20 protein-coding genes, 4 tRNA genes, 3 rRNA genes and 1 riboswitch are annotated in these 24682 nt (G+C 45.0%); of the genes, 6 read left to right on the top strand and 21 right to left on the bottom strand.

Annotated features, from left to right (window positions below):
• Positions 1 to 78: 78 nt before the first annotated feature.
• From NST79_RS03360 to NST79_RS03330, 7 genes are all read right to left on the bottom strand, one after another.
• Positions 79 to 155, bottom strand: a tRNA-Asp gene (locus NST79_RS03360).
• A gap of 60 nt (positions 156 to 215) precedes the next feature.
• A tRNA-Met gene (locus NST79_RS03355) sits at positions 216 to 292 on the bottom strand.
• A gap of 14 nt (positions 293 to 306) precedes the next feature.
• Positions 307 to 422: ribosomal RNA gene (gene rrf / locus NST79_RS03350) — 5S ribosomal RNA — on the bottom strand.
• Between the two features lie 55 nt (positions 423 to 477).
• A 23S ribosomal RNA gene (locus tag NST79_RS03345) occupies positions 478 to 3405 on the bottom strand.
• A gap of 170 nt (positions 3406 to 3575) precedes the next feature.
• Positions 3576 to 5125: ribosomal RNA gene (locus NST79_RS03340) — 16S ribosomal RNA — on the bottom strand.
• The 16S, 23S and 5S rRNA genes sit together here with 4 tRNA genes alongside, the layout of an rRNA operon.
• Before the next feature lie 161 nt (positions 5126 to 5286).
• Positions 5287 to 5360 (bottom strand) — tRNA-Gly (locus NST79_RS03335).
• A gap of 13 nt (positions 5361 to 5373) precedes the next feature.
• Positions 5374 to 5450: transfer RNA gene (locus tag NST79_RS03330), tRNA-Arg, on the bottom strand.
• A 335-nt stretch (positions 5451 to 5785) separates the two neighbouring features.
• Between NST79_RS03330 and NST79_RS03325 the strand changes: the two genes are divergently transcribed.
• Positions 5786 to 6640, top strand: coding sequence for a manganese catalase family protein (locus NST79_RS03325; protein WP_021481617.1), 855 nt, complete (start codon positions 5786 to 5788; stop codon positions 6638 to 6640).
• Between the two features lie 58 nt (positions 6641 to 6698).
• Here NST79_RS03325 and gmuG read toward each other — a convergent pair whose 3' ends face one another.
• The 8 genes from gmuG to NST79_RS03285 form a co-directional block, all read right to left on the bottom strand.
• Complete coding sequence (gmuG, locus tag NST79_RS03320) at positions 6699 to 7787, bottom strand: glycoside hydrolase family 26 protein (RefSeq protein WP_212059812.1); 1089 nt, start codon at positions 7785 to 7787, stop codon at positions 6699 to 6701.
• A gap of 18 nt (positions 7788 to 7805) precedes the next feature.
• Positions 7806 to 8753 carry a mannose-6-phosphate isomerase, class I gene (gene manA, locus NST79_RS03315; protein WP_212059811.1) on the bottom strand — a complete coding sequence of 316 codons (948 nt, stop codon included), beginning with the start codon at positions 8751 to 8753 and terminating at the stop codon, positions 7806 to 7808.
• On the bottom strand, positions 8750 to 9649 hold the full coding sequence (gmuE, locus tag NST79_RS03310; protein WP_029317333.1) for a fructokinase GmuE: 900 nt from the start codon (positions 9647 to 9649) through the stop codon (positions 8750 to 8752). Before gmuE ends, manA begins: the two co-directional genes overlap by 4 nt.
• Before the next feature lie 28 nt (positions 9650 to 9677).
• Entirely contained in the window at positions 9678 to 10391 is a 714-nt protein-coding gene (gene gmuR, locus NST79_RS03305; RefSeq protein WP_015715336.1) for a transcriptional regulator GmuR, read from the bottom strand.
• Positions 10392 to 10539: 148 nt separating this feature from the next.
• Positions 10540 to 11937, bottom strand: a complete 1398-nt coding sequence (gmuD, locus tag NST79_RS03300) for a 6-phospho-beta-glucosidase GmuD (protein WP_015252688.1) — start codon at positions 11935 to 11937, stop codon at positions 10540 to 10542.
• 17 nt (positions 11938 to 11954) lie between these two features.
• Complete coding sequence (celB, locus tag NST79_RS03295) at positions 11955 to 13283, bottom strand: PTS cellobiose transporter subunit IIC (RefSeq protein WP_003244271.1); 1329 nt, start codon at positions 13281 to 13283, stop codon at positions 11955 to 11957.
• 18 nt (positions 13284 to 13301) lie between these two features.
• Positions 13302 to 13634, bottom strand: coding sequence for a PTS lactose/cellobiose transporter subunit IIA (locus NST79_RS03290; RefSeq protein WP_212059809.1), 333 nt, complete (start codon positions 13632 to 13634; stop codon positions 13302 to 13304).
• Positions 13634 to 13945, bottom strand: a complete 312-nt coding sequence (locus NST79_RS03285; protein ID WP_014475989.1) for a PTS sugar transporter subunit IIB — start codon at positions 13943 to 13945, stop codon at positions 13634 to 13636. Before NST79_RS03285 ends, NST79_RS03290 begins: the two co-directional genes overlap by 1 nt.
• Positions 13946 to 14121: 176 nt before the next feature.
• A riboswitch (purine riboswitch) is annotated at positions 14122 to 14221 on the top strand.
• Positions 14222 to 14276: 55 nt separating this feature from the next.
• Between NST79_RS03285 and pbuE the strand changes: the two genes are divergently transcribed.
• Positions 14277 to 15443, top strand: a complete 1167-nt coding sequence (gene pbuE / locus NST79_RS03280) for a purine transporter PbuE (protein WP_003234105.1) — start codon at positions 14277 to 14279, stop codon at positions 15441 to 15443.
• A gap of 12 nt (positions 15444 to 15455) precedes the next feature.
• Here pbuE and NST79_RS03275 read toward each other — a convergent pair whose 3' ends face one another.
• Both NST79_RS03275 and NST79_RS03270 read right to left on the bottom strand, forming a co-directional pair.
• Entirely contained in the window at positions 15456 to 16076 is a 621-nt protein-coding gene (locus tag NST79_RS03275; protein WP_212059807.1) for a YdhK family protein, read from the bottom strand.
• Positions 16077 to 16217: 141 nt separating this feature from the next.
• Entirely contained in the window at positions 16218 to 17195 is a 978-nt protein-coding gene (locus NST79_RS03270) for an HD domain-containing protein (protein ID WP_212059805.1), read from the bottom strand.
• An 81-nt stretch (positions 17196 to 17276) separates the two neighbouring features.
• Here NST79_RS03270 and NST79_RS03265 point away from each other — a divergent pair, with 81 nt between their 5' ends.
• Together NST79_RS03265 and NST79_RS03260 are read left to right on the top strand one after the other, a co-directional pair.
• A complete protein-coding gene (locus tag NST79_RS03265) occupies positions 17277 to 17759 on the top strand; it encodes a GNAT family N-acetyltransferase (RefSeq protein WP_080481243.1) in 483 nt (160 codons plus the stop codon).
• A gap of 17 nt (positions 17760 to 17776) precedes the next feature.
• Complete coding sequence (locus NST79_RS03260; RefSeq protein WP_131227158.1) at positions 17777 to 18274, top strand: YdhH/YoaO family protein; 498 nt, start codon at positions 17777 to 17779, stop codon at positions 18272 to 18274.
• A 75-nt stretch (positions 18275 to 18349) separates the two neighbouring features.
• Here NST79_RS03260 and fra read toward each other — a convergent pair whose 3' ends face one another.
• Positions 18350 to 18721, bottom strand: a complete 372-nt coding sequence (fra, locus tag NST79_RS03255; protein WP_038427459.1) for an iron chaperone frataxin — start codon at positions 18719 to 18721, stop codon at positions 18350 to 18352.
• A 330-nt stretch (positions 18722 to 19051) separates the two neighbouring features.
• Here fra and phoB point away from each other — a divergent pair, with 330 nt between their 5' ends.
• On the top strand, positions 19052 to 20440 hold the full coding sequence (gene phoB, locus NST79_RS03250; protein WP_131227156.1) for an alkaline phosphatase PhoB: 1389 nt from the start codon (positions 19052 to 19054) through the stop codon (positions 20438 to 20440).
• A gap of 65 nt (positions 20441 to 20505) precedes the next feature.
• Entirely contained in the window at positions 20506 to 21216 is a 711-nt protein-coding gene (locus NST79_RS03245) for a membrane lipoprotein lipid attachment site-containing protein (protein ID WP_131227155.1), read from the top strand.
• Between the two features lie 38 nt (positions 21217 to 21254).
• Here NST79_RS03245 and NST79_RS03240 read toward each other — a convergent pair whose 3' ends face one another.
• The 3 genes from NST79_RS03240 to NST79_RS03230 all read right to left on the bottom strand — a co-directional run bounded on the left by NST79_RS03240 (position 21255) and on the right by NST79_RS03230 (position 24666).
• On the bottom strand, positions 21255 to 22442 hold the full coding sequence (locus tag NST79_RS03240; RefSeq protein WP_015715326.1) for a glycosyltransferase: 1188 nt from the start codon (positions 22440 to 22442) through the stop codon (positions 21255 to 21257).
• A gap of 160 nt (positions 22443 to 22602) precedes the next feature.
• A complete protein-coding gene (locus NST79_RS03235) occupies positions 22603 to 23865 on the bottom strand; it encodes a glycoside hydrolase family 18 protein (RefSeq protein WP_015715325.1) in 1263 nt (420 codons plus the stop codon).
• A gap of 126 nt (positions 23866 to 23991) precedes the next feature.
• Positions 23992 to 24666, bottom strand: coding sequence for a GntR family transcriptional regulator (locus NST79_RS03230; protein ID WP_003234129.1), 675 nt, complete (start codon positions 24664 to 24666; stop codon positions 23992 to 23994).
• Between the last annotated feature and the right edge of the window lie 16 nt (positions 24667 to 24682).

Here is a 24682-nt window from a genome sequence, read left to right as displayed (position 1 = left end):
GGCTATGACACCAAGCAGAAGATACAGTAAAAGAAAACACAAAAAAAAACGAAAACATGATCGTTTCGTTTACATTAATGGCGGTCCGGACGGGACTCGAACCCGCGACCTCCTGCGTGACAGGCAGGCATTCTAACCAACTGAACTACCGGACCATATTTGTATAAGATTATTTTAGTTGTACCCTTAGGGCACTCCTTATTTAATCATATATTTGGTTGCGGGGGCAGGATTTGAACCTGCGACCTTCGGGTTATGAGCCCGACGAGCTACCGAACTGCTCCACCCCGCGATGATAAAAGTAATGCTTGGCGGCGTCCTACTCTCACAGGGGGAACCCCCCGACTACCATCGGCGCTGAAGAGCTTAACTTCCGTGTTCGGTATGGGAACGGGTGTGACCTCTTCGCTATCGCCACCAAACAAATTGAGAGTGTTCTCTCAAAACTAGATAACAGGTGTGACATCATTCAAAAATATGGTTAAGTCCTCGATCGATTAGTATCTGTCAGCTCCATGTGTCGCCACACTTCCACCTCAGACCTATCAACCTGATCATCTTTCAGGGATCTTACTTCCTTGCGGAATGGGAAATCTCATCTTGAGGGGGGCTTCATGCTTAGATGCTTTCAGCACTTATCCCGTCCGCACATAGCTACCCAGCGATGCCCTTGGCAGAACAACTGGTACACCAGCGGTGCGTCCATCCCGGTCCTCTCGTACTAAGGACAGCTCCTCTCAAATTTCCTGCGCCCGCGACGGATAGGGACCGAACTGTCTCACGACGTTCTGAACCCAGCTCGCGTACCGCTTTAATGGGCGAACAGCCCAACCCTTGGGACCGACTACAGCCCCAGGATGCGATGAGCCGACATCGAGGTGCCAAACCTCCCCGTCGATGTGGACTCTTGGGGGAGATAAGCCTGTTATCCCCGGGGTAGCTTTTATCCGTTGAGCGATGGCCCTTCCATGCGGAACCACCGGATCACTAAGCCCGACTTTCGTCCCTGCTCGACTTGTAGGTCTCGCAGTCAAGCTCCCTTGTGCCTTTACACTCTGCGAATGATTTCCAACCATTCTGAGGGAACCTTTGGGCGCCTCCGTTACCTTTTAGGAGGCGACCGCCCCAGTCAAACTGCCCACCTGACACTGTCTCCCCGCCCGATAAGGGCGGCGGGTTAGAAGGTCAATACAGCCAGGGTAGTATCCCACCGATGCCTCCACCGAAGCTGGCGCTCCGGTTTCCAAGGCTCCTACCTATCCTGTACAAGCTGTACCAACATTCAATATCAGGCTGCAGTAAAGCTCCACGGGGTCTTTCCGTCCTGTCGCGGGTAACCTGCATCTTCACAGGTACTATAATTTCACCGAGTCTCTCGTTGAGACAGTGCCCAGATCGTTGCGCCTTTCGTGCGGGTCGGAACTTACCCGACAAGGAATTTCGCTACCTTAGGACCGTTATAGTTACGGCCGCCGTTTACTGGGGCTTCAATTCGCACCTTCGCTTACGCTAAGCGCTCCTCTTAACCTTCCAGCACCGGGCAGGCGTCAGCCCCTATACTTCGCCTTACGGCTTCGCAGAGACCTGTGTTTTTGCTAAACAGTCGCCTGGGCCTATTCACTGCGGCTCTCTCGGGCTTGCACCCTAACAGAGCACCCCTTCTCCCGAAGTTACGGGGTCATTTTGCCGAGTTCCTTAACGAGAGTTCTCTCGATCACCTTAGGATTCTCTCCTCGCCTACCTGTGTCGGTTTGCGGTACGGGCACCTCTCACCTCGCTAGAGGCTTTTCTTGGCAGTGTGGAATCAGGAACTTCGCTACTATATTTCGCTCGCCATCACAGCTCAGCCTTATGGGAAACGGATTTGCCTATTTCCCAGCCTAACTGCTTGGACGCGGATATCCAATACCGCGCTTACCCTATCCTCCTGCGTCCCCCCATTGCTCAAATGGTGAGGAGGTGGTACAGGAATATCAACCTGTTGTCCATCGCCTACGCCTTTCGGCCTCGGCTTAGGTCCCGACTAACCCTGAGCGGACGAGCCTTCCTCAGGAAACCTTAGGCATTCGGTGGAGGGGATTCTCACCCCTCTTTCGCTACTCATACCGGCATTCTCACTTCTAAGCGCTCCACCAGTCCTTCCGGTCTGGCTTCACAGCCCTTAGAACGCTCTCCTACCACTGTTCGAAGAACAGTCCGCAGCTTCGGTGATACGTTTAGCCCCGGTACATTTTCGGCGCAGAGTCACTCGACCAGTGAGCTATTACGCACTCTTTAAATGGTGGCTGCTTCTAAGCCAACATCCTGGTTGTCTAAGCAACTCCACATCCTTTTCCACTTAACGTATACTTTGGGACCTTAGCTGGCGGTCTGGGCTGTTTCCCTTTCGACTACGGATCTTATCACTCGCAGTCTGACTCCCAAGGATAAGTCATTGGCATTCGGAGTTTGACTGAATTCGGTAACCCGGTAGGGGCCCCTAGTCCAATCAGTGCTCTACCTCCAAGACTCTTACCTTGAGGCTAGCCCTAAAGCTATTTCGGAGAGAACCAGCTATCTCCAGGTTCGATTGGCATTTCACCCCTACCCACACCTCATCCCCGCACTTTTCAACGTGCGTGGGTTCGGGCCTCCATTCAGTGTTACCTGAACTTCACCCTGGACATGGGTAGATCACCTGGTTTCGGGTCTACGACCACGTACTCATGCGCCCTATTCAGACTCGCTTTCGCTGCGGCTCCGCATCTTCTGCTTAACCTTGCACGGGATCGTAACTCGCCGGTTCATTCTACAAAAGGCACGCCATCACCCGTTAACGGGCTCTGACTACTTGTAGGCACACGGTTTCAGGATCTCTTTCACTCCCCTTCCGGGGTGCTTTTCACCTTTCCCTCACGGTACTGGTTCACTATCGGTCACTAGGGAGTATTTAGCCTTGGGAGATGGTCCTCCCGGATTCCGACGGAATTTCACGTGTTCCGCCGTACTCAGGATCCACTCAGGAGAGAACGAAGTTTTGACTACAGGGCTGTTACCTCCTATGGCGGGCCTTTCCAGACCTCTTCATCTACCTCGTTCCTTTGTAACTCCGTACAGAGTGTCCTACAACCCCAAGAGGCAAGCCTCTTGGTTTGGGCTAATCCCGTTTCGCTCGCCGCTACTCAGGGAATCGCATTTGCTTTCTCTTCCTCCGGGTACTTAGATGTTTCAGTTCCCCGGGTCTGCCTTCTCATATCCTATGAATTCAGATATGGATACCACTCCATTACGAGTGGTGGGTTTCCCCATTCGGAAATCTCCGGATCAAAGCTTGCTTACAGCTCCCCGAAGCATATCGGTGTTCGTCCCGTCCTTCATCGGCTCCTAGTGCCAAGGCATCCACCGTGCGCCCTTTCTAACTTAACCGTTAAAAAGAATCACTATGTGATATCTTGTGTTACTAATTGAATGTGATGTCTACTGTTATCTAGTTTTCAAAGAACACGTTTCGAAGGAATGATCCTTCAAAACTAAACAAGACAGGGAACGTTCTGTTTATAAGACCCAAGGTCTTATATTCCGTATAATATCCTTAGAAAGGAGGTGATCCAGCCGCACCTTCCGATACGGCTACCTTGTTACGACTTCACCCCAATCATCTGTCCCACCTTCGGCGGCTGGCTCCTAAAAGGTTACCTCACCGACTTCGGGTGTTACAAACTCTCGTGGTGTGACGGGCGGTGTGTACAAGGCCCGGGAACGTATTCACCGCGGCATGCTGATCCGCGATTACTAGCGATTCCAGCTTCACGCAGTCGAGTTGCAGACTGCGATCCGAACTGAGAACAGATTTGTGGGATTGGCTTAACCTCGCGGTTTCGCTGCCCTTTGTTCTGTCCATTGTAGCACGTGTGTAGCCCAGGTCATAAGGGGCATGATGATTTGACGTCATCCCCACCTTCCTCCGGTTTGTCACCGGCAGTCACCTTAGAGTGCCCAACTGAATGCTGGCAACTAAGATCAAGGGTTGCGCTCGTTGCGGGACTTAACCCAACATCTCACGACACGAGCTGACGACAACCATGCACCACCTGTCACTCTGCCCCCGAAGGGGACGTCCTATCTCTAGGATTGTCAGAGGATGTCAAGACCTGGTAAGGTTCTTCGCGTTGCTTCGAATTAAACCACATGCTCCACCGCTTGTGCGGGCCCCCGTCAATTCCTTTGAGTTTCAGTCTTGCGACCGTACTCCCCAGGCGGAGTGCTTAATGCGTTAGCTGCAGCACTAAGGGGCGGAAACCCCCTAACACTTAGCACTCATCGTTTACGGCGTGGACTACCAGGGTATCTAATCCTGTTCGCTCCCCACGCTTTCGCTCCTCAGCGTCAGTTACAGACCAGAGAGTCGCCTTCGCCACTGGTGTTCCTCCACATCTCTACGCATTTCACCGCTACACGTGGAATTCCACTCTCCTCTTCTGCACTCAAGTTCCCCAGTTTCCAATGACCCTCCCCGGTTGAGCCGGGGGCTTTCACATCAGACTTAAGAAACCGCCTGCGAGCCCTTTACGCCCAATAATTCCGGACAACGCTTGCCACCTACGTATTACCGCGGCTGCTGGCACGTAGTTAGCCGTGGCTTTCTGGTTAGGTACCGTCAAGGTACCGCCCTATTCGAACGGTACTTGTTCTTCCCTAACAACAGAGCTTTACGATCCGAAAACCTTCATCACTCACGCGGCGTTGCTCCGTCAGACTTTCGTCCATTGCGGAAGATTCCCTACTGCTGCCTCCCGTAGGAGTCTGGGCCGTGTCTCAGTCCCAGTGTGGCCGATCACCCTCTCAGGTCGGCTACGCATCGTTGCCTTGGTGAGCCATTACCTCACCAACTAGCTAATGCGCCGCGGGTCCATCTGTAAGTGGTAGCCGAAGCCACCTTTTATGTTTGAACCATGCGGTTCAAACAACCATCCGGTATTAGCCCCGGTTTCCCGGAGTTATCCCAGTCTTACAGGCAGGTTACCCACGTGTTACTCACCCGTCCGCCGCTAACATCAGGGAGCAAGCTCCCATCTGTCCGCTCGACTTGCATGTATTAGGCACGCCGCCAGCGTTCGTCCTGAGCCAGGATCAAACTCTCCGATAAATGGATCACAGGTTAAGTCCACCGCATCCCGCGGTGACACCTGTGTGACCTGCATCGTGCAGGCCCTAGTTTGACTGACTACGCACATCGCTGTGCGATTTTTAAAAACTGAATTAACAGGTACGTTTTGTCTTGTTTAGTTTTCAAAGATCATTCAATAATGGAGCGGGTGATGAGAATCGAACTCACGACATCAGCTTGGAAGGCTGAGGTTTTACCACTAAACTACACCCGCGTGGTATCTTATATGGCGCGCCCGAGAGGAGTCGAACCCCTAACCTTTTGATCCGTAGTCAAACGCTCTATCCAATTGAGCTACGGGCGCTTATTGAGCGACTTAACTATCATACTATCATTTGATGTTGAAGTCAAGAAGTTTTTTAAAAATGTTTTCCGAATGTTTTTCAATTCGACTTTTCTTATTATACACATTTTTAAAATCTTGTAAACACCTCGGAAAAACTTTTTTGTTTTTCTGTTTTGTTTTACGCTGTTCATCAGCGACGTTTAATAATATACCATGCCTGTTTTATTTGGTCAACACTTTTCCTGTATTTTTTTATTTTCTTCTTTCACGCCTTCCCATGCTTATCATGTATATATTTTATCTCATCTTACAAATAATATAAGAAAATCTCTTAAGAAGAAATGAGGCGTGTTATGTATTACTACAAAGAGGAACTGATTAATATCATTAAACCGGACAAGCCAGACCCGGCAGCTGCTAAGGTCCTGCAGGAGATATTAGGCGGTCATTACGGAGAAATGCGTACAATGATGCAGTTTTTTTTCCAAAGCTCTAATTTCAGAGGAAAGCAGAAACAGTACCGCGATCTGCTTCGCGGCATTTTTTTGGAGGAGATTGCCCACGTTGAACTGGTTCAAAACACAATCAATGCTTTATTAGATGAATCAGGCGGTGAAGGTGTCGGCAGTCAAGGTGCAGATCAAGCACCACTTAATGAAGCCGTTAAACATGCTAATCCTCATCATTATATTATTGGTGCGCAAAGTTCCCTTCCCGTTGATGCAGGGGGCAATCCGTGGAACGGGTCGTGGGTGTATAACCACGGAAACTTAATTACTGACCTGCTGGATAACCTGCTTCTTGAGTCGACAGGTGTGCTGCAAAAAACAAGAATTTATGAAATGAGCTCTAATCAGACGTTCCGCGAAACACTTGCTTTTCTGATTGTACGCGACAATGCTCACCAGAATGCATTCGCGAAAGCGCTCGAGACATTGGGCGTTGAGTGGGCGAAGCTCCTCCCTGTACCGAATTATGACATTAATAAATATCCTGAGTGCAGAAAGTATGTCGAATTAGGCTACCATAATGCACAGTTTAACTTTAGGTTGGATGAAACGAGAATCGGTGAAATCTATCAGGGGAAATCTCCAAGCCGAAATGGCGGAGAGTTACAAGTCATAGATCCTCCGGCAGGGTTTCCCGTACCAGTGCTTCCTGAAATACCAAATGAACACAGTCCTGGGTTAGGCGATATGAATGCTTAATCCAGTGGGAAGGTGCTCAAGAAACTTCTTGATCACCTTCTTATTGTACATTACTGATTCATTCAACGATTGGCGTTAAAGAATCGCCATTCCATATTTCTCCCTTATTGAGTGTCCAGCTGTCATGATATAAAGCTGAAGCACCCTTGTTTACTGCTGGGCTCCATTCATCATTCCATGCGAGGAAGTAAATGGTTTTAGGATATTTTTGTTTTATTGCATTGATGAACAGGCTGTAATCGAAGCTGCCGTTTGCTGTTTGCGGGCCAACTTCTGTAAAAGCAAATGGTTTATTAAGCGCTGTTAGCTGATCGTATCCATTGATCGAGTAGGCATCTTGAAAATACGCATCTAATCCGACAATATCCACGTAAGACTCGCCCGGGTAAAAATCAGTTTTAAAATCTCGGTTGGCGTCGGGAGAGTAAACCCAAAGCAAATGATCAAGTCCTCTTGTGTCGGTCATATAATGATAGATTTTCTTGTAGAGCTGTTTATATAAAGAGATTCTTTCATTATCCTTTTGGTTATATGATGTAAGTCCCCACCAAAACCATTCACCGTTCATTTCATGCAGCGGCCTGAACAAAACAGGCACACCTTGGTTCTCCAGCTCTTGAAGTCCGTCAGCAATTTTGCTGAGCATGGCATTCAGCCGCTTCCCTTCTGCTGTTGTAGAATCTAGTATTTTTTTATACTGATCGTTTGTAATCGGTGTTTTAAAATGCCCTGACTGAAAAGCAGGATTCGCCAGGTGCAAGCTGATTTGAGGGATTCCACCATTTTTCCAATACGACATTAAATCGCTGTTGCAGCTTACATCTATTGAATCTTCAATATTTGCTGTTTCAAGCCATCCTCTGGCATAATCGCAGCCGTAAATAGCAGGTGATTGCCCGGTGGCGCTTCGGATTCTATCAGTCTCAGCCATAGAAAATGTGTCATGACTGTAACCTCCGAACGCTCCGGAAAGGACTCTGTTTTCCGTTCGGTTCGGCAGGTGCGCAAGCCAGTTCATCACTGCTTTTGTTGTCTGCTGGGCATTAGGATTCACAGGCGACACAGTATGCGCTTCAATTGGTTTTGCTAAAACAGTAGACGTAAGTAAAAATATAATGAGCAAAGAGATCGTATGTTTCTTAAACAAATGCAACTCCCCCATTCATTAAGGATGAGATATCATGAATTCACATGTTCCTTCTATTGAAAACTCGCCAAAATGCGCAGGTAAGACAAAGTGTGAGCCTGCATTGCATTCATACTGACTACCATTATTTATGATTCGTCCTGATCCGCTCAGAACACTCCCCAGCAAATAGGTTTGATGTGAAGGAAAAGCAGCTCGGCCGCTAATCTTCCATTTGTACACTGAGAAATAATCTGATTGTACATATACAGTGATCTCTGCGTTACCAACTTCCTTCACTTCCGGTGTATGCACTTTATCGATATGCGGTATCGTTATGACTTCCATGGCTTTTTCTATATGAAGAGTTCTTTTTTGGCCCTGGTCATTACAGCGGTCATAATCGTATACGCGATACGTTGTATCAGAGTTTTGCTGGATTTCAAGGACAAGGGTTCCCTCACATAAAGCATGGAGTGTACCGCTTGGCACATAAAAGAAATCTCCGGGCTTGATTTTGATTCGCCTCAGCAGCCCGTTCCAATCACCGCTTTCTATTCGTTGTTTGAACTCTTCCTTTGTGCTTGCATGATGTCCCAAAATTAGTTCGGCGTCATCTTTGCAATCAATGATATACCAACACTCCGTTTTACCAAGGTCGCCATTTTCGTGCAGTTTTGCATAATCATCATCAGGATGGACTTGCACGGAGAGATCCATATTGGCGTTCAGCAGCTTTACCAGCAGCGGAAACACCTTACCATCCGGAAACCCGAATATCTCTGGATGATCTTGCCATACTTGATCTAGTGTTTTTCCTGCCAGCGGGCCATTTTTTACAGCCGACGGGCCATGGGCATGTGCAGAAACGGCCCAGCACTCACCTGTTTTTTGTGAGGGTATTGCGTAGCCAAAAGCGTCACGAAGCTTCGTCCCTCCCCATAGTCTTTCTTTAAAGACAGGCTCTAAAAATAAAGGATGCGTCATGATCGCACCTCCCCGGATGCTGCCTCTGCTTGTAAGGCCTGATGCGCTAAAACTAGCGTGCCGATGATTCCGGCGTTACTGCCTAAACGTGGAGGTACAATATAATCACTTATATCATCTGATAATTCAGAAAAATCCAAGTAGCTGTTCATGATTTTTGGTACATATTGATAGATATAAGAAAACACTTGTTTCTGTTGCATGACGCCGCCGCCAAGAATGATTTTTTTAGGTGCAAGGATCAAAATATACTGAGCCAGCGCTTGGGCAATATAGTACCCTTCCAGTTCCCAGACTTGGGCTATATCTGATAAATCCGCAGCTTTTTTTCCCCAGCGGGCTTCGATAGCGGGGCCTGAAGCTAAGCCTTCAAAGCAATCTCCATGATAAGGGCACTTCCCTTGGTATACGTCATCCGGGTGCCTCCGGATATAAATATGGCCCATCTCTGGGTGTGACAGCCCCTGAAGGAGCCTCCCCTCTACAATAGCCCCCGCTCCGATGCCAGTGCCAATCGTTATATACAGGCAGCTGTCAAGACCCTTCGCTTCACCGAAAAGGAATTCACCCAGCGCCGCAGCGTTGACATCTGTACTAAATCCGACTGGGATCTTCATTTCGTTCTTAACGGTTTGCAAAAAGGGATAGTGTCTCCAGCCCGCTTTCGGCGTGGCCGTAATGGTACCGTATGTTTGACTGGTTTTATCGTTATCAACGGGACCAAAGGAGCCGATGCCGATTGCCTGTAATGAAAATTGGCGAAAATATTGAATCACTTTCTCTATCGTTTCATCCGGCATCTTTGTGGAGAATTCTATCCTGTCAATGATCGTTCCATCTTCTCTACCGACAGCACAAACAAACTTTGTGCCGCCTGCTTCAATACCGCCAAGCATGCAGATGGCCTCCTTGTTGTCTCCGCAATCAGCGCCGTATGTTTACAGAAGTCACAACAAACTTGTCATGCCGATGACGTGAAAAGGAATATTCAAATGGAATCCCGGTATCTAAGAAGCCCACATGTTCCACTTCCAGAATTGGATCATCCTGTTTACAGCCCAGATGCTGCTGGTCAATATGATCAGATTTGCAGGCTCTGATTTTCCGATGCGTTCCGGCGATTTTGAGCTGCAGCACATTTGTAATATGATTGTAGATCGAATCATGAAGGACATCGTCATTAATGCCCGGTATTAAATGAGTCGGCATATATGTTTTTTCTAATACATAGGGTTCACCTTCTACAATTCGCAGCCGAACGACATAATAAACCGGTGTTTTCTGATCAATAGACAAATGGGCGGCCACTTCCTCAGTGGGAAATTGCACTTCAAACTGAATGACCTTGCTTTGGATTTTTTTATCTTTCAGCAAGTTGGTCAATCCGAGAATCTCATTGCTGACTACATGTACATGGTCATCCTGTATTGCAGATTGAATAATAAACGTGCCATGGCCTCGTTTTCTGAACAGCAGACCCTCGGCAACTAAATTATCCAAGGCTCTCTTCATCGTCATGCGGCTTGAGTTAAATTCTTTTGCAAGAGATACTTCATCAGGAATGGGCTGATCGATCGGATATACGTTATTTTTAATTCTATTTCTCATTTCATTTGCAATAATTTCGTATTTATTCATTGGCATCCTCCGGCAGCTGTTAGAGTCTGATATCACATAAGCTTTTACGGATATCATAAGTTCTTTTCCCTATTTCATCAATGTTGCGGATTTTCGTCATCTCTATTCGTTATGATGATTGCCGGAAGATCTTGGCCTTTAGGAAAATCTAGAAACCGCTATGTTCAGCAACCTTTTTGAACCATTTTCCGCTCTTTTTGACGGTTCTTTCCCCGTCTTTCTCAAGATTGACTGATACAAACCCGTATCGGTTTTTATAGGCATTTGTCCAAGACCAGTTGTCCATGAACGTCCATAAGTGATAGCCTTTTACGTTCGAGCCTTCCTGTATGGCGCGGTGAATCCATTTGAGGTGCTCTTTTATAAATTCAATCCGGTAATCATCTTGAATGATGCCTTGTTCATCCCTGAATCGCTCTTCACCTTCAACCCCCATACCGTTTTCAGAGATAAAACACTCGATGTTGCCGTAGTTTTCTTTTAAATTAATTAAAATATCATAAACGCCTTTTTCATAGATCTCCCAGCCGCGATGCGGATTCATTTTGCGGCCCGGCATGACGTAGGGATCAAAATACCTGTCAGGCAAAAAAGGAGCGTCGGGATTCGGAAGATGTTCTTTCGCTTTCACACGTCTCGGCTGGTAATAATTCACTCCCAACAGGTCAACCGTGTTCTTTTTGATGATGTCAAGATCTTCAGCGTTGTAATCAGGCATAAAGCCTTCATGCTTCAAAATGTCAACCAGCTCTTTTGGAAATTCGCCTTTGACAGATGGGTCTAAAAAGGATCTGTTAAAAAACGCGTCTGCGATTTCCCCGGCTTTTACATCCGCCGGATGGCTGCTTCTCGGGTATGATGGGGTCAAATTTAAAATGATTCCGATTTTTCCGTCCTGCTCCATCTCCCTGTAAGCCTGAATGGCGCGGGCACTTGACAGCATCGTATGAAATCCAACCTGGACGGCCTCTTTAAAGTCTACCTTGTTTGGATAATGAAAATCATATAGGTATCCGCCTTCTACGGGAACGATTGGTTCATTATGCGTGAACCATTTTTTCACCCGGCCGCCAAACAAACGGAAGCAAGTTCTTGCATAGTTTTCATACGCGTCAACCGTCTCTCTGTTGACCCAGCCGCCGATTTTTTGAAGCGCCATCGGCATATCGAAATGAAACAAATTGACAAAAGGTTCAATTCCGTTAGCGATTAACTCATCAATGACATTGTTATAGAAATTTGCGGCTTTATCGTTGATCTCGCCCGTTCCGTTTGGTATTAAACGTGACCAGGAAATCGACATCCGGAACGAGTTGTGGCCAAGCTCCTTCATCAGCCTGATATCTTCTTTATAGTTGTCGTAAAATTGGGATGTGTCTGCGGGGCCGACATGATCAAAAAAACGATGCGGTTCTTTTTCAAACCAATAATCCCATATATTCTGGCCTTTTCCGTCTCTGTCGGCGGCACCCTCCGTTTGTGTTGCTGAAGCCGATGATCCCCACCAAAAATCCTTTGGAAAACGATATTGTTCTGTTTGTGCCAAGTCTCTCTCCCCTTATGTCACATTTTTATGCTGTTATCATTTTGCTGAGCAGCTGTCTCCTGCACAGCCTGTTCTTTTTCTTTTGCCAGATTTAATTTATCCATTGCTTTTAGGAACGGAAACCAGATCACGAAGACAATCAGCAGATTGATAAGCTGCATCACGCCCCCCATGATTGAGTTCGTCGCCATGATGCCATTAATGAACAATGGAACCGTCCACGGCACTGTCACACCAGTCGGAGGCGGAACGAGCCCGGCTGACATAGCCAGATAGGTGACGAGCGTAACAACCATCGGTGCCAGCACCCAAGGCACAATAATGATCGGATTCATGACAATCGGAAGCCCGAAGATAATCGGTTCGTTTACGTTAAAAATACCGGGAGCGAGGCCAAGTTTTGATACTTGCTTCATCTGCCTGCTTTTCATGAATATGAGAATGGTAAACACAATCGCAAGCGTCATCCCGGTTCCGCCCATCCCTACTGTATAAATCTCCATAAACGGTTTTGAAATAATATGAGGGATTTCTTTTCCCGCCGTGTAAGCAGAAAGGTTTTCTACCTGCAGTGTATTCCAAATCGGGTCCATCACGGAGTTGATAATGATCTGTCCATGCAGTCCGAAAAACCAAAGAATTTGTATGAAAAACACGGCAATCAGCGTTGGAATGATACCGCTTCCAAGTCCGACAAGCGGAGCCTGAATCGCGTGATAAATAACGTCGTGCATATTTGTTTTAAAAAACAGAGTCACCATTACGTTAATCAACAAAAATACGGTCAATGTGATAAAAGCCGGAATAAGTGCGGCAAATGATTTTGCTACAGCAGGCGGAACGCCGGCTGGCATTTTGATTGTCAGGTTTTTTTGAACGATTCTTCTGTAAATTTCACCAGAAAGAAATGCCGTAATCATCCCAAGAAACATCCCTTTTGCACCGAGACGATCGACCGGGATAACCCCTGTAATGGCATCTCCTGTTTCTGGCTGAATGATAAATGGCGTTAAGAGCAAAAAGGAAACCAAAGCGATCGCTCCGCCAAATACAGCTTCGACCTGATAGCTTTTTGACAGGTAATAGCCTATCCCGAACACAACAAAGACAGACATAATGCCCATTGTCGCCGTGGAGGCAATGCCGAAATGAGACTGAAACGACGTAAGCATTGAGGCGTTCATGATTTTGTTTAGAAACGGCAAATTCGTTAACACAACAAAAATGGACCCGAATATCGTCAGCGGGAAAGCCAGCATAAATGCATCACGCAACACTTGCAAATAGCGGTTATTGTTTAACCTCCCTGCAATTGGAACAAGGAATTGGCTGATTTTCTCGAACACCCTATCCACCCCGATTATTTATAGATTCTTGGTTTTAAAGAGATCAAGCATCTCTTTCACTAATTCTTTCATGGATAATGTTGACATCAGATGATCCTCTGCATGCATAAGCAGCAATGAAAAAGCTGTTGCTTCTCCGCCGGATTCCTTCTGTATCATTTGAAAGTGAATGTCATGGGCCGCGGATAAATCCTGCTCAGCCTTGGCAATGAGGGTATCAGCCTCGTCCTTGTTCCCTTCTTTGTAGGCGCGCAGTGATTGTATGATGCAGCTGCGGGCATTTCCGCTGTGCAGGATTAGCTGAAAACTGATTTGCTCGTCTGTTAAATTCGTGATTTTCATCTGTTCCATTATTGATTCACCATTAAGGACAATGCCTGCTCATACGCTTTTTTCCCATCTGCCATTCCGTAGGCCATCATGTCAATGACTTCAACCCGAATGTTGTATTGATCCGCTTCTTTTTGGAGTTCGCTTTTCAGAAAGCTCATTTGCGGACCGATCAAAACGGCATCCGCTTTTCTCATGTCTTCTTTTGCTTTATCCTGGCCAACAGCCCAAATCTCTGCTTCCTCACCGATAGACTGTGCGTATTCCTTCATTTTTGTCACCAATAAACTGGTAGACATTCCTGAACTGCACGCGAGTAATATTTTTTTCAACTGCTATCCCCCCTTGTGATTAAAACGCTTACATGGATTATTATAGTCATTTATTTTTAAATGTCTATACTTTTGTAAAATAAATATAATCATATGCTTGTCCGGTTCATCATTTTGTAAATTTTTCTATGGAAGATTCATTCATAATGTGGTACACTCATCAACGGAAACGAATCAATTAAATAGCTATTATCACTTGTATAACCTCAATAATATGGTTTGAGGGTGTCTACCAGGAACCGTAAAATCCTGATTACAAAATTTGTTTATGACATTTTTTGTAATCAGGATTTTTTTTATTTATCAAAACATTTAAGTAAAGGAGTTTGTTATGAATTTCAAAGTTTTCCTGCTTGCAGCTTCTACGATTGCAGTCGGATTGGTTGAGTTAATTGTGGGGGGAATTCTTCCTCAGATCGCAAATGATTTAGACATTTCCATTGTTTCAGCCGGACAGCTGATCAGTGTGTTTGCGCTGGGATATGCAGTATCTGGGCCGCTGCTTTTGGCATTGACTGCGAAGATTGAGCGGAAGCGCTTATATCTAATTGCTTTATTTGTTTTCTTCCTTAGCAATCTTGTCGCCTATTTCAGCCCTAATTTCGCCACATTGATGGTATCTAGGGTATTGGCAGCAATGAGTACAGGGCTGATTGTTGTACTTTCTTTAACAATTGCCCCGAAAATTGTAGCGCCTGAATACAGAGCCCGCGCAATCGGAATTATTTTTATGGGTTTCAGCTCTGCTATCGCATTAGGCGTGCCGCTCGGAATCTTAATCAGCGATTCCTTCGGGTGGCGGATTTTGTTCCTTGGCATCGGCCTGTTGGCGCTGATCTCCATGCTGATTATTTCAATTTTCTTTGAAAGAATACCGGCGGAGAAAATGATTCCTTTCCGGGAACAGCTCAAGACGATCGGTAATCTGAAAATCGCGAGTTCACACCTCGTCACGATGTTTACATTAGCTGGCCACTACACGCTTTACGCTTACTTTGCACCGTTTTTAGAAGAGACTCTTCACCTGAGCTCTTTCTGGGTCAGCATTTGTTATTTCCTTTTCGGGATATCTGCTGTATGCGGAGGCCCTTTCGGAGGAGCGCTATCTGACCGGCTTGGTTCCTTTAAGAGCATTTTGCTGGTGACGGGTTCCTTTGCCATCATTATGTTCTTACTGCCGCTGTCTACATCGTCTATGATTTTCTTTTTGCCTGTCATGGTGATTTGGGGTCTTCTGAGCTGGAGCCTCGCCCCGGCTCAACAAAGCTATTTAATTGAAATTGCACCTGATTCGTCTGACATTCAGCAAAGCTTTAACACATCGGCCCTCCAAGTCGGAATTGCCCTTGGCTCAGCCATTGGCGGTGTTGTTTTGGATCAGACGGGTACTGTGGTGTCAACGGCATGGTGCGGCGGATCGATTGTGATCATCGCTGTCCTGTTTGCTTTCATTTCTTTAACAAGACCTGTTCAAACAGCAAAAAAATCCTCCTTGTAAAAGGAGGATTTTTTATGATTTAGCTGAAAGCTCATCTTCGGTGACCCATTTGTGGTTTTTCACTTTTTCGCCGCTTGTTGTCGATGTATAGTCAACCATGTATACAGTTGTTTTTTCCGCGGAATCGATCTCGGCTGTTGCTCCTTTCATGCCTTTCATATGAGAAGCCTCTAAAATCACCTGATCTCCGGGTTGTAACGTTTTATCTCCGGCATCTTTGATTTCTTCTTGGATCACCCATTTGTGATGATCCACACGCTGTCCCCCATTAGTCGGAGTATAAGAAACAACATACGCAGTTGTATCATAGGCGCCTGTTACCGTAGCTTCAGCACCTTTCATGCCTTTCATATGGGAAGTATTGATGATTACCTGGCTGCCTACTTTGTATTTCGGATTTTTAGATTCCTGTAATCCCTCTGGAACGTCAGCTGATCCGGAATGGTCCATCTCTTCATGTGTTGAGGAGTCTGAATGATTGTCATGTGTGCTTTCTTTCGTACTGCTGTTATTGCCGCATGCTGATAAAACAAAAACAAGAGATAACATCAGAATTCCCAGTGCATTTTTAGAGATTTTCATGTTCATTCTCCTTTGCTTCATTTTTTTCCTGTAACTTTTGCCCGCAGACAATGAAAACATGCCCTCTCGATAATACTATACCCCCGAACGGTATGTAAATACGCTGATATTCTCATAAAGCGTTCCCGCAGTTTGTCCTATTCCCCTTTGTTTGCAAAGCCAAACATAAAAAAAGCCGCTGTCAGGCGGCAATTACTGATTTAAGATTTTTATATACACACCTTTTTTTGCTTTTTGATAAGCGGCCTCACCCATTTTCCTCACCTTTTCAGAAACACCTGAGGATTTGATCCATTTGTCATCAAGAAAAATGGATGGATCGATTAGGCGCATTTTCTTCTTTTGATGGAAATCGTACTGGATGTCATCCTCTATTACTTGTATGCCGGGATGAATGGATGTAAGCAAGCTCAGGACTTCTTCATTTTTTGATGCACGCAGGATGTTCAGTACCTCTTGGTCCGTTTTCAGCAGATCCTCTGCAGATATGACATCATGCCGCAGCGCTGCCTTCAATGCTCGCGCTAAATATTCATATCCATATACATTCACAGGATTCAAAAAGAAATCAATTACTTCCTTGTAGTACACACTGACAAACCATTCGGCGGCTTCAATACTATCAGGAAACATCCTTCCGTTTCTCACAATAAGATGATCCAAAAAGGTTTGCGCTTCGTGCAGGTTAATGTGTCCATATCGGTACATATCACGCAGCGTATAGTCTGTCCGATCAGCACACAGCTCCGGTGCGGGCTGTTCGAGCAATGTCCACCTTGAATCGTCAGATAAAAGTTCTTCAGTATGATAGCCGTGTTTTTGTAAAATGTCCGGGATTTCAGAGTGAACAATGACTTGTTGAAAGATGTTTTCATGATAGTCTTCTGCTTGATTTTCAAAGACAACGTCGACCACATGAGAAAAAGCTGTGTGTGATACGTCGTGGAGCAGACCCGCAATCTGTTCTTCTATCGTTCCTCCGAGCTTTTTGATGAGGAGCATCACGCCGATGGAGTGCTCATACCTGGTCACATTCCACCTTCGATTGACTAAAAAGCTTGCTCCGCCTTGATAGATCCCTTTTAATCTTTGCACAGGAGCGCTTTTGATAAGCTCTTCCAGTACTCCATCTATATGGTGGTGCCCGTAAATAACATCGCTGATTTCCATGCCGTCACCTCAATATCTATTTTTTTGTTATATATTGTTTATATTGATAGTACATATGCAATCTTTCAATAGAGGAGTGTTATGATGATCATCATCCCAAACAATGAGATAGCGAAACATATGTTGACCGATTTTTTTGCCAAGCAATGGGGTACACCCGAGATGGCGATTTCCAGCGGCATTTTTCGGTGTGATGAATTAGATGGATTTGCCGCAGTAAATGAAAGCGGCGAAATCATTGGCTGTATTACATACTTGATAGATGGGAAAGATTTTGAAATTATTTCATTAGATAGTATGATTGAAAATAAAGGAATCGGCACAGCTTTACTTCAGCAGGTTGAAGAGACGGCTAAATATGCACATTGTCAACGAATAAAGCTTATCACAACGAATGATAATGTACATGCGATGGCGTTTTATCAAAAGAGAGGCTATCAATTCGCTGCAGTGTTTCCGAACGCAGTTGAAAAAGCGCGCCGACTCAAGCCGGAGATTCCCGAGGTGGCTGAAAACGGCATTTTGATTCGGGATGAAATTCTATTTTCGAAGGTAATTGATTAAACGAATAGGAGTCTTTTATGTCCAGTCATTATAAATACCCTCTCATTTTCACGGCATTCCTATTAATCGCTCTCTGCTTGATCTTTTTTTCCTATCACCTGATTCATCATGTTCGTTTGGAGTATCCGAATTGGCAGGGAGAAAGCAAAGACCAGAATTGGGAAGCTGTTTTCACAAAAAATGAAGATGCACCGAATGAATACAGCGGCGAACTTTATTGGATCGGTGATACAATTGAAACAGACAACACTTATCTGGAATCACTGATTGTAAAAAAGGATAATGAAGTTCTGCTGAATTCTAACACAGAAATCGCAATGCATGACTATTCCGGAGGCACTTATCGTGATGGAAGCGCAAAGGAAAAGTCCGTTTCTTTTTTAGAGCGGTTAGATGAACATGAGCTTGAGGGCCATGATATTACGATTGAAGTGAAATGGAAACAAGGTAATCATTATTCTGCGAGCCAGCTTACGCTCAATGAAAAGACCTTGTTTGAAGAAAAGCAGCAATAGATGATCAAAACGAAAAATAGACAAATGAAAAGGCGTAACATATTTTATACAGCTCATATGTTATGCCTTTTTCCTTCATTTTCGCCAAAAAGTGGAGCATTCCGCCTTGTCCAGAATATTAAACTCAATCATTTTCTCAAGTAGCGTGTAATCAACTGGACCATTCCAAGGGATACGTATTAGCTGCTCGGTGTAATCATATCCGGCCTTCACAATATCATCCTCTACGTGCGCTATCGTTACTTTTTCAGGAGCGACAGCTAAATGCTTTTTAGAAACACTAAAGCCAATAATAAATGTACCGTGATCCGTAAACATCGGTTGGTTCCATTTTATTTCTGTATGTAAATTTGGATATTTATTTTTTATCCAAGTTAACACCTCTTCCGTTCTTTCTCGGTGGAACGGGTCATCAATCCCCGCTAAGTACTCAGAAAAAACGTCCATGTTGTTCCCTCCTAAAATAAAATGATGCCACTCCATATGAATTGCTCAGACATGTGCTTACACAATACCTCTTTCCAACATAATACTTAAAATTGTTCAAGATGTAAGCGGGTTGCTTCTATGCGACTATAGCAGATTTCAGTCCGCCTATCCACGGCCAGTATCTATTCCTCCAATTTATTTCTTTAGTACTATCACTCTTTCCTTCTTTTGATAGCAGTTCATTATTCTTGTAAATTCAATCTTTAAAATCGATTAATACTAGCTTAACAGTTTAAAAATATAATTGGGTTGTCATTGAGATTCATCTATATTTAGGAGGTTATCCAGTTGAAAAAATTCCCGAAGAAATTACTGCCTATCGCGGTTTTATCATCAATTGCGTTCAGCAGCTTAGCCAGCGGCAGTGTGCCTGATGCCAGCGCCCAGGAAAAGAAAAAGGGGAACCACGACGAAATTAAAAATGTTATTGTTCTGATTGGTGATGGTATGGGTGTGTCTTATACGTCCGCTTATCGATACTTAAAGGATAATAAAAAGACAAAAGTTGTGGAACCTACGGCTTTTGATCAGTATCTTGTCGGCCAGCAAACAACTTACCCCGATGATCCTGAACAAAATGTAACGGATTCAGCAGCGGCGGCAACGGCTATGTCTGCGGGAATTAAAACATACAATAATGCCATAGCCGTTGATAACGACGGGTCAGAAGCCAAAACGGTGCTTGAAGCTGCGAAAGAAAAAGGAAAAGCAACAGGACTTGTGGCCACTTCAGAAATTACACACGCCACTCCGGCCTCTTTTGGTTCACACGACCACAGCCGAAAAAATATGAACTCAATTGCGGATGATTATTTTGATGAGATGGTCAACGGCAAGCACAAAATTGATGTCCTTCTAGGCGGAGGAAAGAGCAATTTTGACCGTAAGGACCGTAATTTGATTAAGGAATTCAAAAAGGCGGGGTACAGCTACGTGGATGATCGCAAGGACATGCTGAAAAACAAAGACAGCCAAGTTCTCGGCCTATTCGCTGACGGCGGCCTGCCTAAAAAGATTGACCGTACGAAGGATATTCCATCACTTAAAGATATGACAAACACAGCCATTAAAAAATTAAACAAGGATAAAGACGGATTCTTCCTCATGGTGGAAGGCAGCCAGATTGACTGGGCGGGCCATGACAATGATATCGTTGGCGCCATGAGCGAGATGGAAGACTTCGAACAAGCTTATAAGGCGGCTATTGATTTCGCTAAAAAAGACAAGCACACATTGGTTGTCGCAACGGCTGACCACTCAACCGGCGGATATTCCATCGGTGCGGACGGCATCTACAACTGGTTCAGTGAACCCATTAAAGCCGCAAAGCGCACACCAGACTTTATGGCAGAAAAGATCGCTGACGGCGCGGATGTTGAAAAAACGTTGAAAACATATATCGATCAAAAGAAATTGGCTTTAACAAAAGCCGAAATTCAATCTGTTGAAGAAGCGGCAAAATCGAAGGAAGTACTGGATATCGATAACGCAATCGAGAACATCTTTAATAAACGCTCTCACACTGGATGGACAACAGGCGGACATACCGGTGAAGATGTTCCCGTCTATGCATACGGTCCGTCTAGTGAGACATTTGCCGGCCAAATCGACAATACAGAAATCGCCAAAAATGTTTTCAAGGCTTTACAATATAACATTAAGATTAACGATAAGTAAAAGAATACAAGGTGTCCCGTTGCTTGTATGAAGTAACGGGATCTCTTTTTAATGGAGGAATCATCATGAGAAGAATTCTTTCAATTTTCGTTTTTGCTATCATGCTTGCGGGCTGCTCATCAAACGCCAGTACTGAAAAACAGCATGCAGGCGGGGAGAAAACAGTAAAAGCTGAGCCGCAAAGCACTTCATCCCAGAAGGACAGCACAGATAATTATCAACCTAATTCCCAGGTAACTGATGACCGGTCATTGCTTAAGGTCGGCCAAACGTTTTCAGATGATAAAGGAAAAGCTGTCTTAAAAGATATCAAACAAGTGAACAAAACCTATAAGATTGGCGACGTGGAGTTAACAGTAAAAGAAATGAAGCTGATCCACTTGCGCCCGGACTACAGCATGATTGATTACTTTCATGAGTTAACACACGATGAAGAGTTTGATTTCGTTAAGGTTTTCGTTGATATCAAGAACACCTCTTCAAAAAAAGTAAATGTTGCGCCGATTGCATTGATGAAAACAAATACGGGCGAAACCTTTGAATGGAACAAAGATATTTATCTTGAAGAGTTAAACGGCGAATTGGAAGGCGGCGCCGAAAAGTCCGGAAATCTCGGCTTTATTGTGAACGCATCAAGCGGCCATGCTCATGATAAGGCCGCGGATGCTGAGAAGAAAACAAAAGAGATCAAGTGGATCGAAATCACGACAAGTGACGTCTTTGACCATAACCATAAGAAAATCAGTGATGCTCAAAAAATCAAAATCAAGTTTTAAATCAAGAACTCCCGTACAAGGTACGGGAGTTCTTTTTCTTATTTGTTTTTTTGGCGAATCAACTCATCAATCCGCTCCATCACTTCTTCCATGTCCATACATTCCTTGAAGCTTTGATTGATTTTTTTAATGCCTGCCGTATACTGATCGTTGCGCAAAACCTCATCTACGGCCTGTTTTAATATTTGGGCATTGACTTCATCTTTAGAGATGACATAGCCTGCATGGAGTTCAGAGAGACGCTGCGCCACCATCGGCTGATCCTTGTCATGAGGCATGACAACCAGTGGCACGCTGAAATGAATGCCTTCGTTTACGCTGTTCATTCCGCCGTGTGTAATGAAAACATCCGATTGCTCCAGCACTTCCAGCTGAGGGACATACGGAGCAATGATAAAGTTTTCCGGCGCCTGCTTTAATTTGGTCAGGTCCGCTTTTTCTCCGGCAGCGATGACGACTTTTCCGTTAAAGCCTGAAAATGCATCAATACAAAGGTTGAAGAAATCCTCTGTATGATCCAGTACAGTCCCCATTGAAATATAAATGACACTCTCATCTTTTAGCTGTTCAATCGGGAAATCCGTTTTTTCCGCTCTCTTTGGAAAGCTTGGCCCGATAAACAGACATTCATCCCCGAAACGATCACTTTCTGGCTGAAAATAACGGCTTGTATACACTACGTTCAATTCCCCTTTATTGTTCATGAATTGAACCAGGTTTTTCGGGGCAACACCGTACGTTTCTTTCATTTTTGCCAAAAGATCTTCGCACTCTTGATCCAATTCAAGCGGCGCTCCAGACTCCGGATGCAGCGGCAGGATTTTCAGGTGCTCCTCGCCAAACAAGAAAGACGCCGATGAAGAGACCCCTGGAATATCTAAGTAATCCCTTACCAATTCCCCCGCGCCGAATTTATCATAATAAACAAAATCAAATTGAATGCTCTTAGATAAGTCTTTGACAATCTGTAAAATGTCCAATGACGTTTTGATATGGATTTTCACGAAATCAAGAATGCCATTGGGCGAACCGACATGAATAGGTGTTGTTCGCAGCAGATCCCGGTGAAGATGGACCGTTGCTCCCGCTGCTTCTAATCGTTTTTTATATTTTTCAGTGGATATATAATGGACATCATATCCCTTATCGGAAAACGCTTTTGTAATGCCTAAGGTAGGATTCACATGGCCTTCAGCAGGAAAATTCAAAATCAATACTGTCTTCATGTAGACAACTCCTTCTCAAATCGTATTCTGACTCTTTGTTTGATCAGACTACTACTAATCGTAAAATGGGAACACAACCCATGCAAGGTACAAATGAATGAACTATTCTGCTGCTCTGGACTTAATCAAAAAAAAGACACCCAAGCTCTGGTGTCTTTTTTTACACTTTTCTGATCGTAAAAAATTTCCGCAGTAGCCATGGGCCCGGTGTAAAGCCCAGCGTTAACTGCCAAGCGCCAATAGCCTGCAATCTGTATTCGCGGACGATCTGCATCTTCCGGCTCATGCTCCTGACATCCTCAAACCATACCTCATGCGTCCGCCCCTGCTGATCACTGTACCGGAAAAACGGTGATTGATATTCGGCTGAATATTGTATCGGGGCTTGGTACCTCATCGCTCTTTCGATTGCGTTTTGATTTGAAATCGCTGAAGCAACTGTGCCCGGCTGGTACGGGATGATCCAGTCGTACCCGTAGAGCGGGACTCCGATAATGATTTTTCTGCTCGGCACCTGCGCAATCGTAAACTCAATGGTTCTCCTTATTTCAGTAATCGGCGCTACAGGACCCGGCTCACTTCCGGCATGATGCCAATCATAAGCCATGATAAACATATAATTGACAACCGCTCCTATCCCCCCGTAATCGTAGCCTCTCAGCCAGGGAATATTATCGCTTGTTTTTGCCGGAACAGCTATCGTCAGCACATACCCTCCCGCCTGAAGGCGATCTCTCAGCTGGCGTAAAAACCCAGTGAAAAGATCGCGATCCGCGGCGCTCACCTGCTCAAAATCGATTGTGACACCGCCATATCCCCTTGTGGAAACTAAGTCATAAATGTTGTTGACCAGATTGGTTCTCGCTGTCGGATTGTTTAGCACTTGGTGAACAATCTCCGTACTGAAGCCTCCTGATGTAAGGTTCGTTATTGTTGCCAGCGGCGTGACTCGCCTTTGCCAAGTTGTCTCAATAGCGGCCGCATCATTCAATTGGTTTGCAATGTCGCCGTTCGGTGCAATATGGTATTCGAAAATCGAAATCGAAGACGAGTATGGCGCATAATCATTGATTAATTCCCGATCGAGGTCTGGGTTACGGAGCACATAAAAACTCAATGTTCCCGCAATGTAATTTGAGATCGAAGGAATCGTTATTTTTGCTCCCGCTTGTAAAGCATTTGGGCTGATGCCCGGATTGGCCGCTCGCAGTCGCTCTAATGGCACAAACGCTTTAGCTGCAATGGCGGTAAGCGTATCTCCCGGCTGGACTGTATATACATAAAGAGGGATAAGCAGAGCCTGCCCCGGCACGATATTCGTTTCATCTAAACCATTCACACCCCGTATTTGATCAACAGAAGCACCGTATCTTCTGCCTATCGAAAACAAAGAATCACCAGGCCCGACGATATGGATAAACATGTTTAACCCCCATTATTCGTTAGTCAAACCATCATAAAATCTTATTAACGGGGCCTCTTAGATATGTGGTGAATACATAAAAAAATACCAAGGGTTCTGCTCCCCCTTGGTACCGGATCATAGAAATCAATTCTCTTTACCTTCTTCAAGCACATGCTTCAAATGCTCACAGTCATGATTGAAATGAGCCAGCACATGTTGTTTGGCTGCTTCTTTGTTTTTCTTTTTCACTTCTTCAAATATCCTGCGGTGCTCACGCAGTATCGTTTCTGCGCGGTGGTCGCCGGTATAATTAAGGATTCTGCAAAAATGAATCAGGTCATTTACATGCTCAAGCAAATTTTTCAAATGTCTGTTATGGCTGAAATCAACCAGCAGCTCATGAAATTTTTGATTTAAACGAATGATTTCCGTATCTTCCGTGCCGTTGTGAATGGCTTTCTCTGTTTCTTCAAGCTGTTTTTCGAGTATGGTCAGCTCTTCTTCGTCCGCTTCGTCTATGACTAATTCGACTGCCAGCTGCTCCAGCGGAATTCTGATTTTATAAATCTCATCTACATCTTTTGCCGTTAACGACGTGATCGAAAATCCATTTCGGTCATCCGCTTTTAACAAACCATCTTTCTCAAGCAATCGCATGGCTTCCCTTATCGGAGAGCGGCTGACGCCAAAGCTTTTCGCCAGCTGTGTTTCGTTTATCCGTTCCCCAGGCTTAAAAGTCCCGTTGAAGATCATTTTTTTTAGCTGGTTATAAAATTGCAGGTAGTAGGGAGTCGGCTTATCTAATTTAAAATCGTCCATATATAATACCTCTTTT

The sequence above is a fragment of the Bacillus sp. PS196 genome (assembly GCF_037963555.1).
Classification (GTDB): Bacteria; Bacillota; Bacilli; order Bacillales; family Bacillaceae; genus Bacillus; species Bacillus subtilis.
This window is presented reverse-complemented; position numbering and strand designations above follow the sequence as displayed.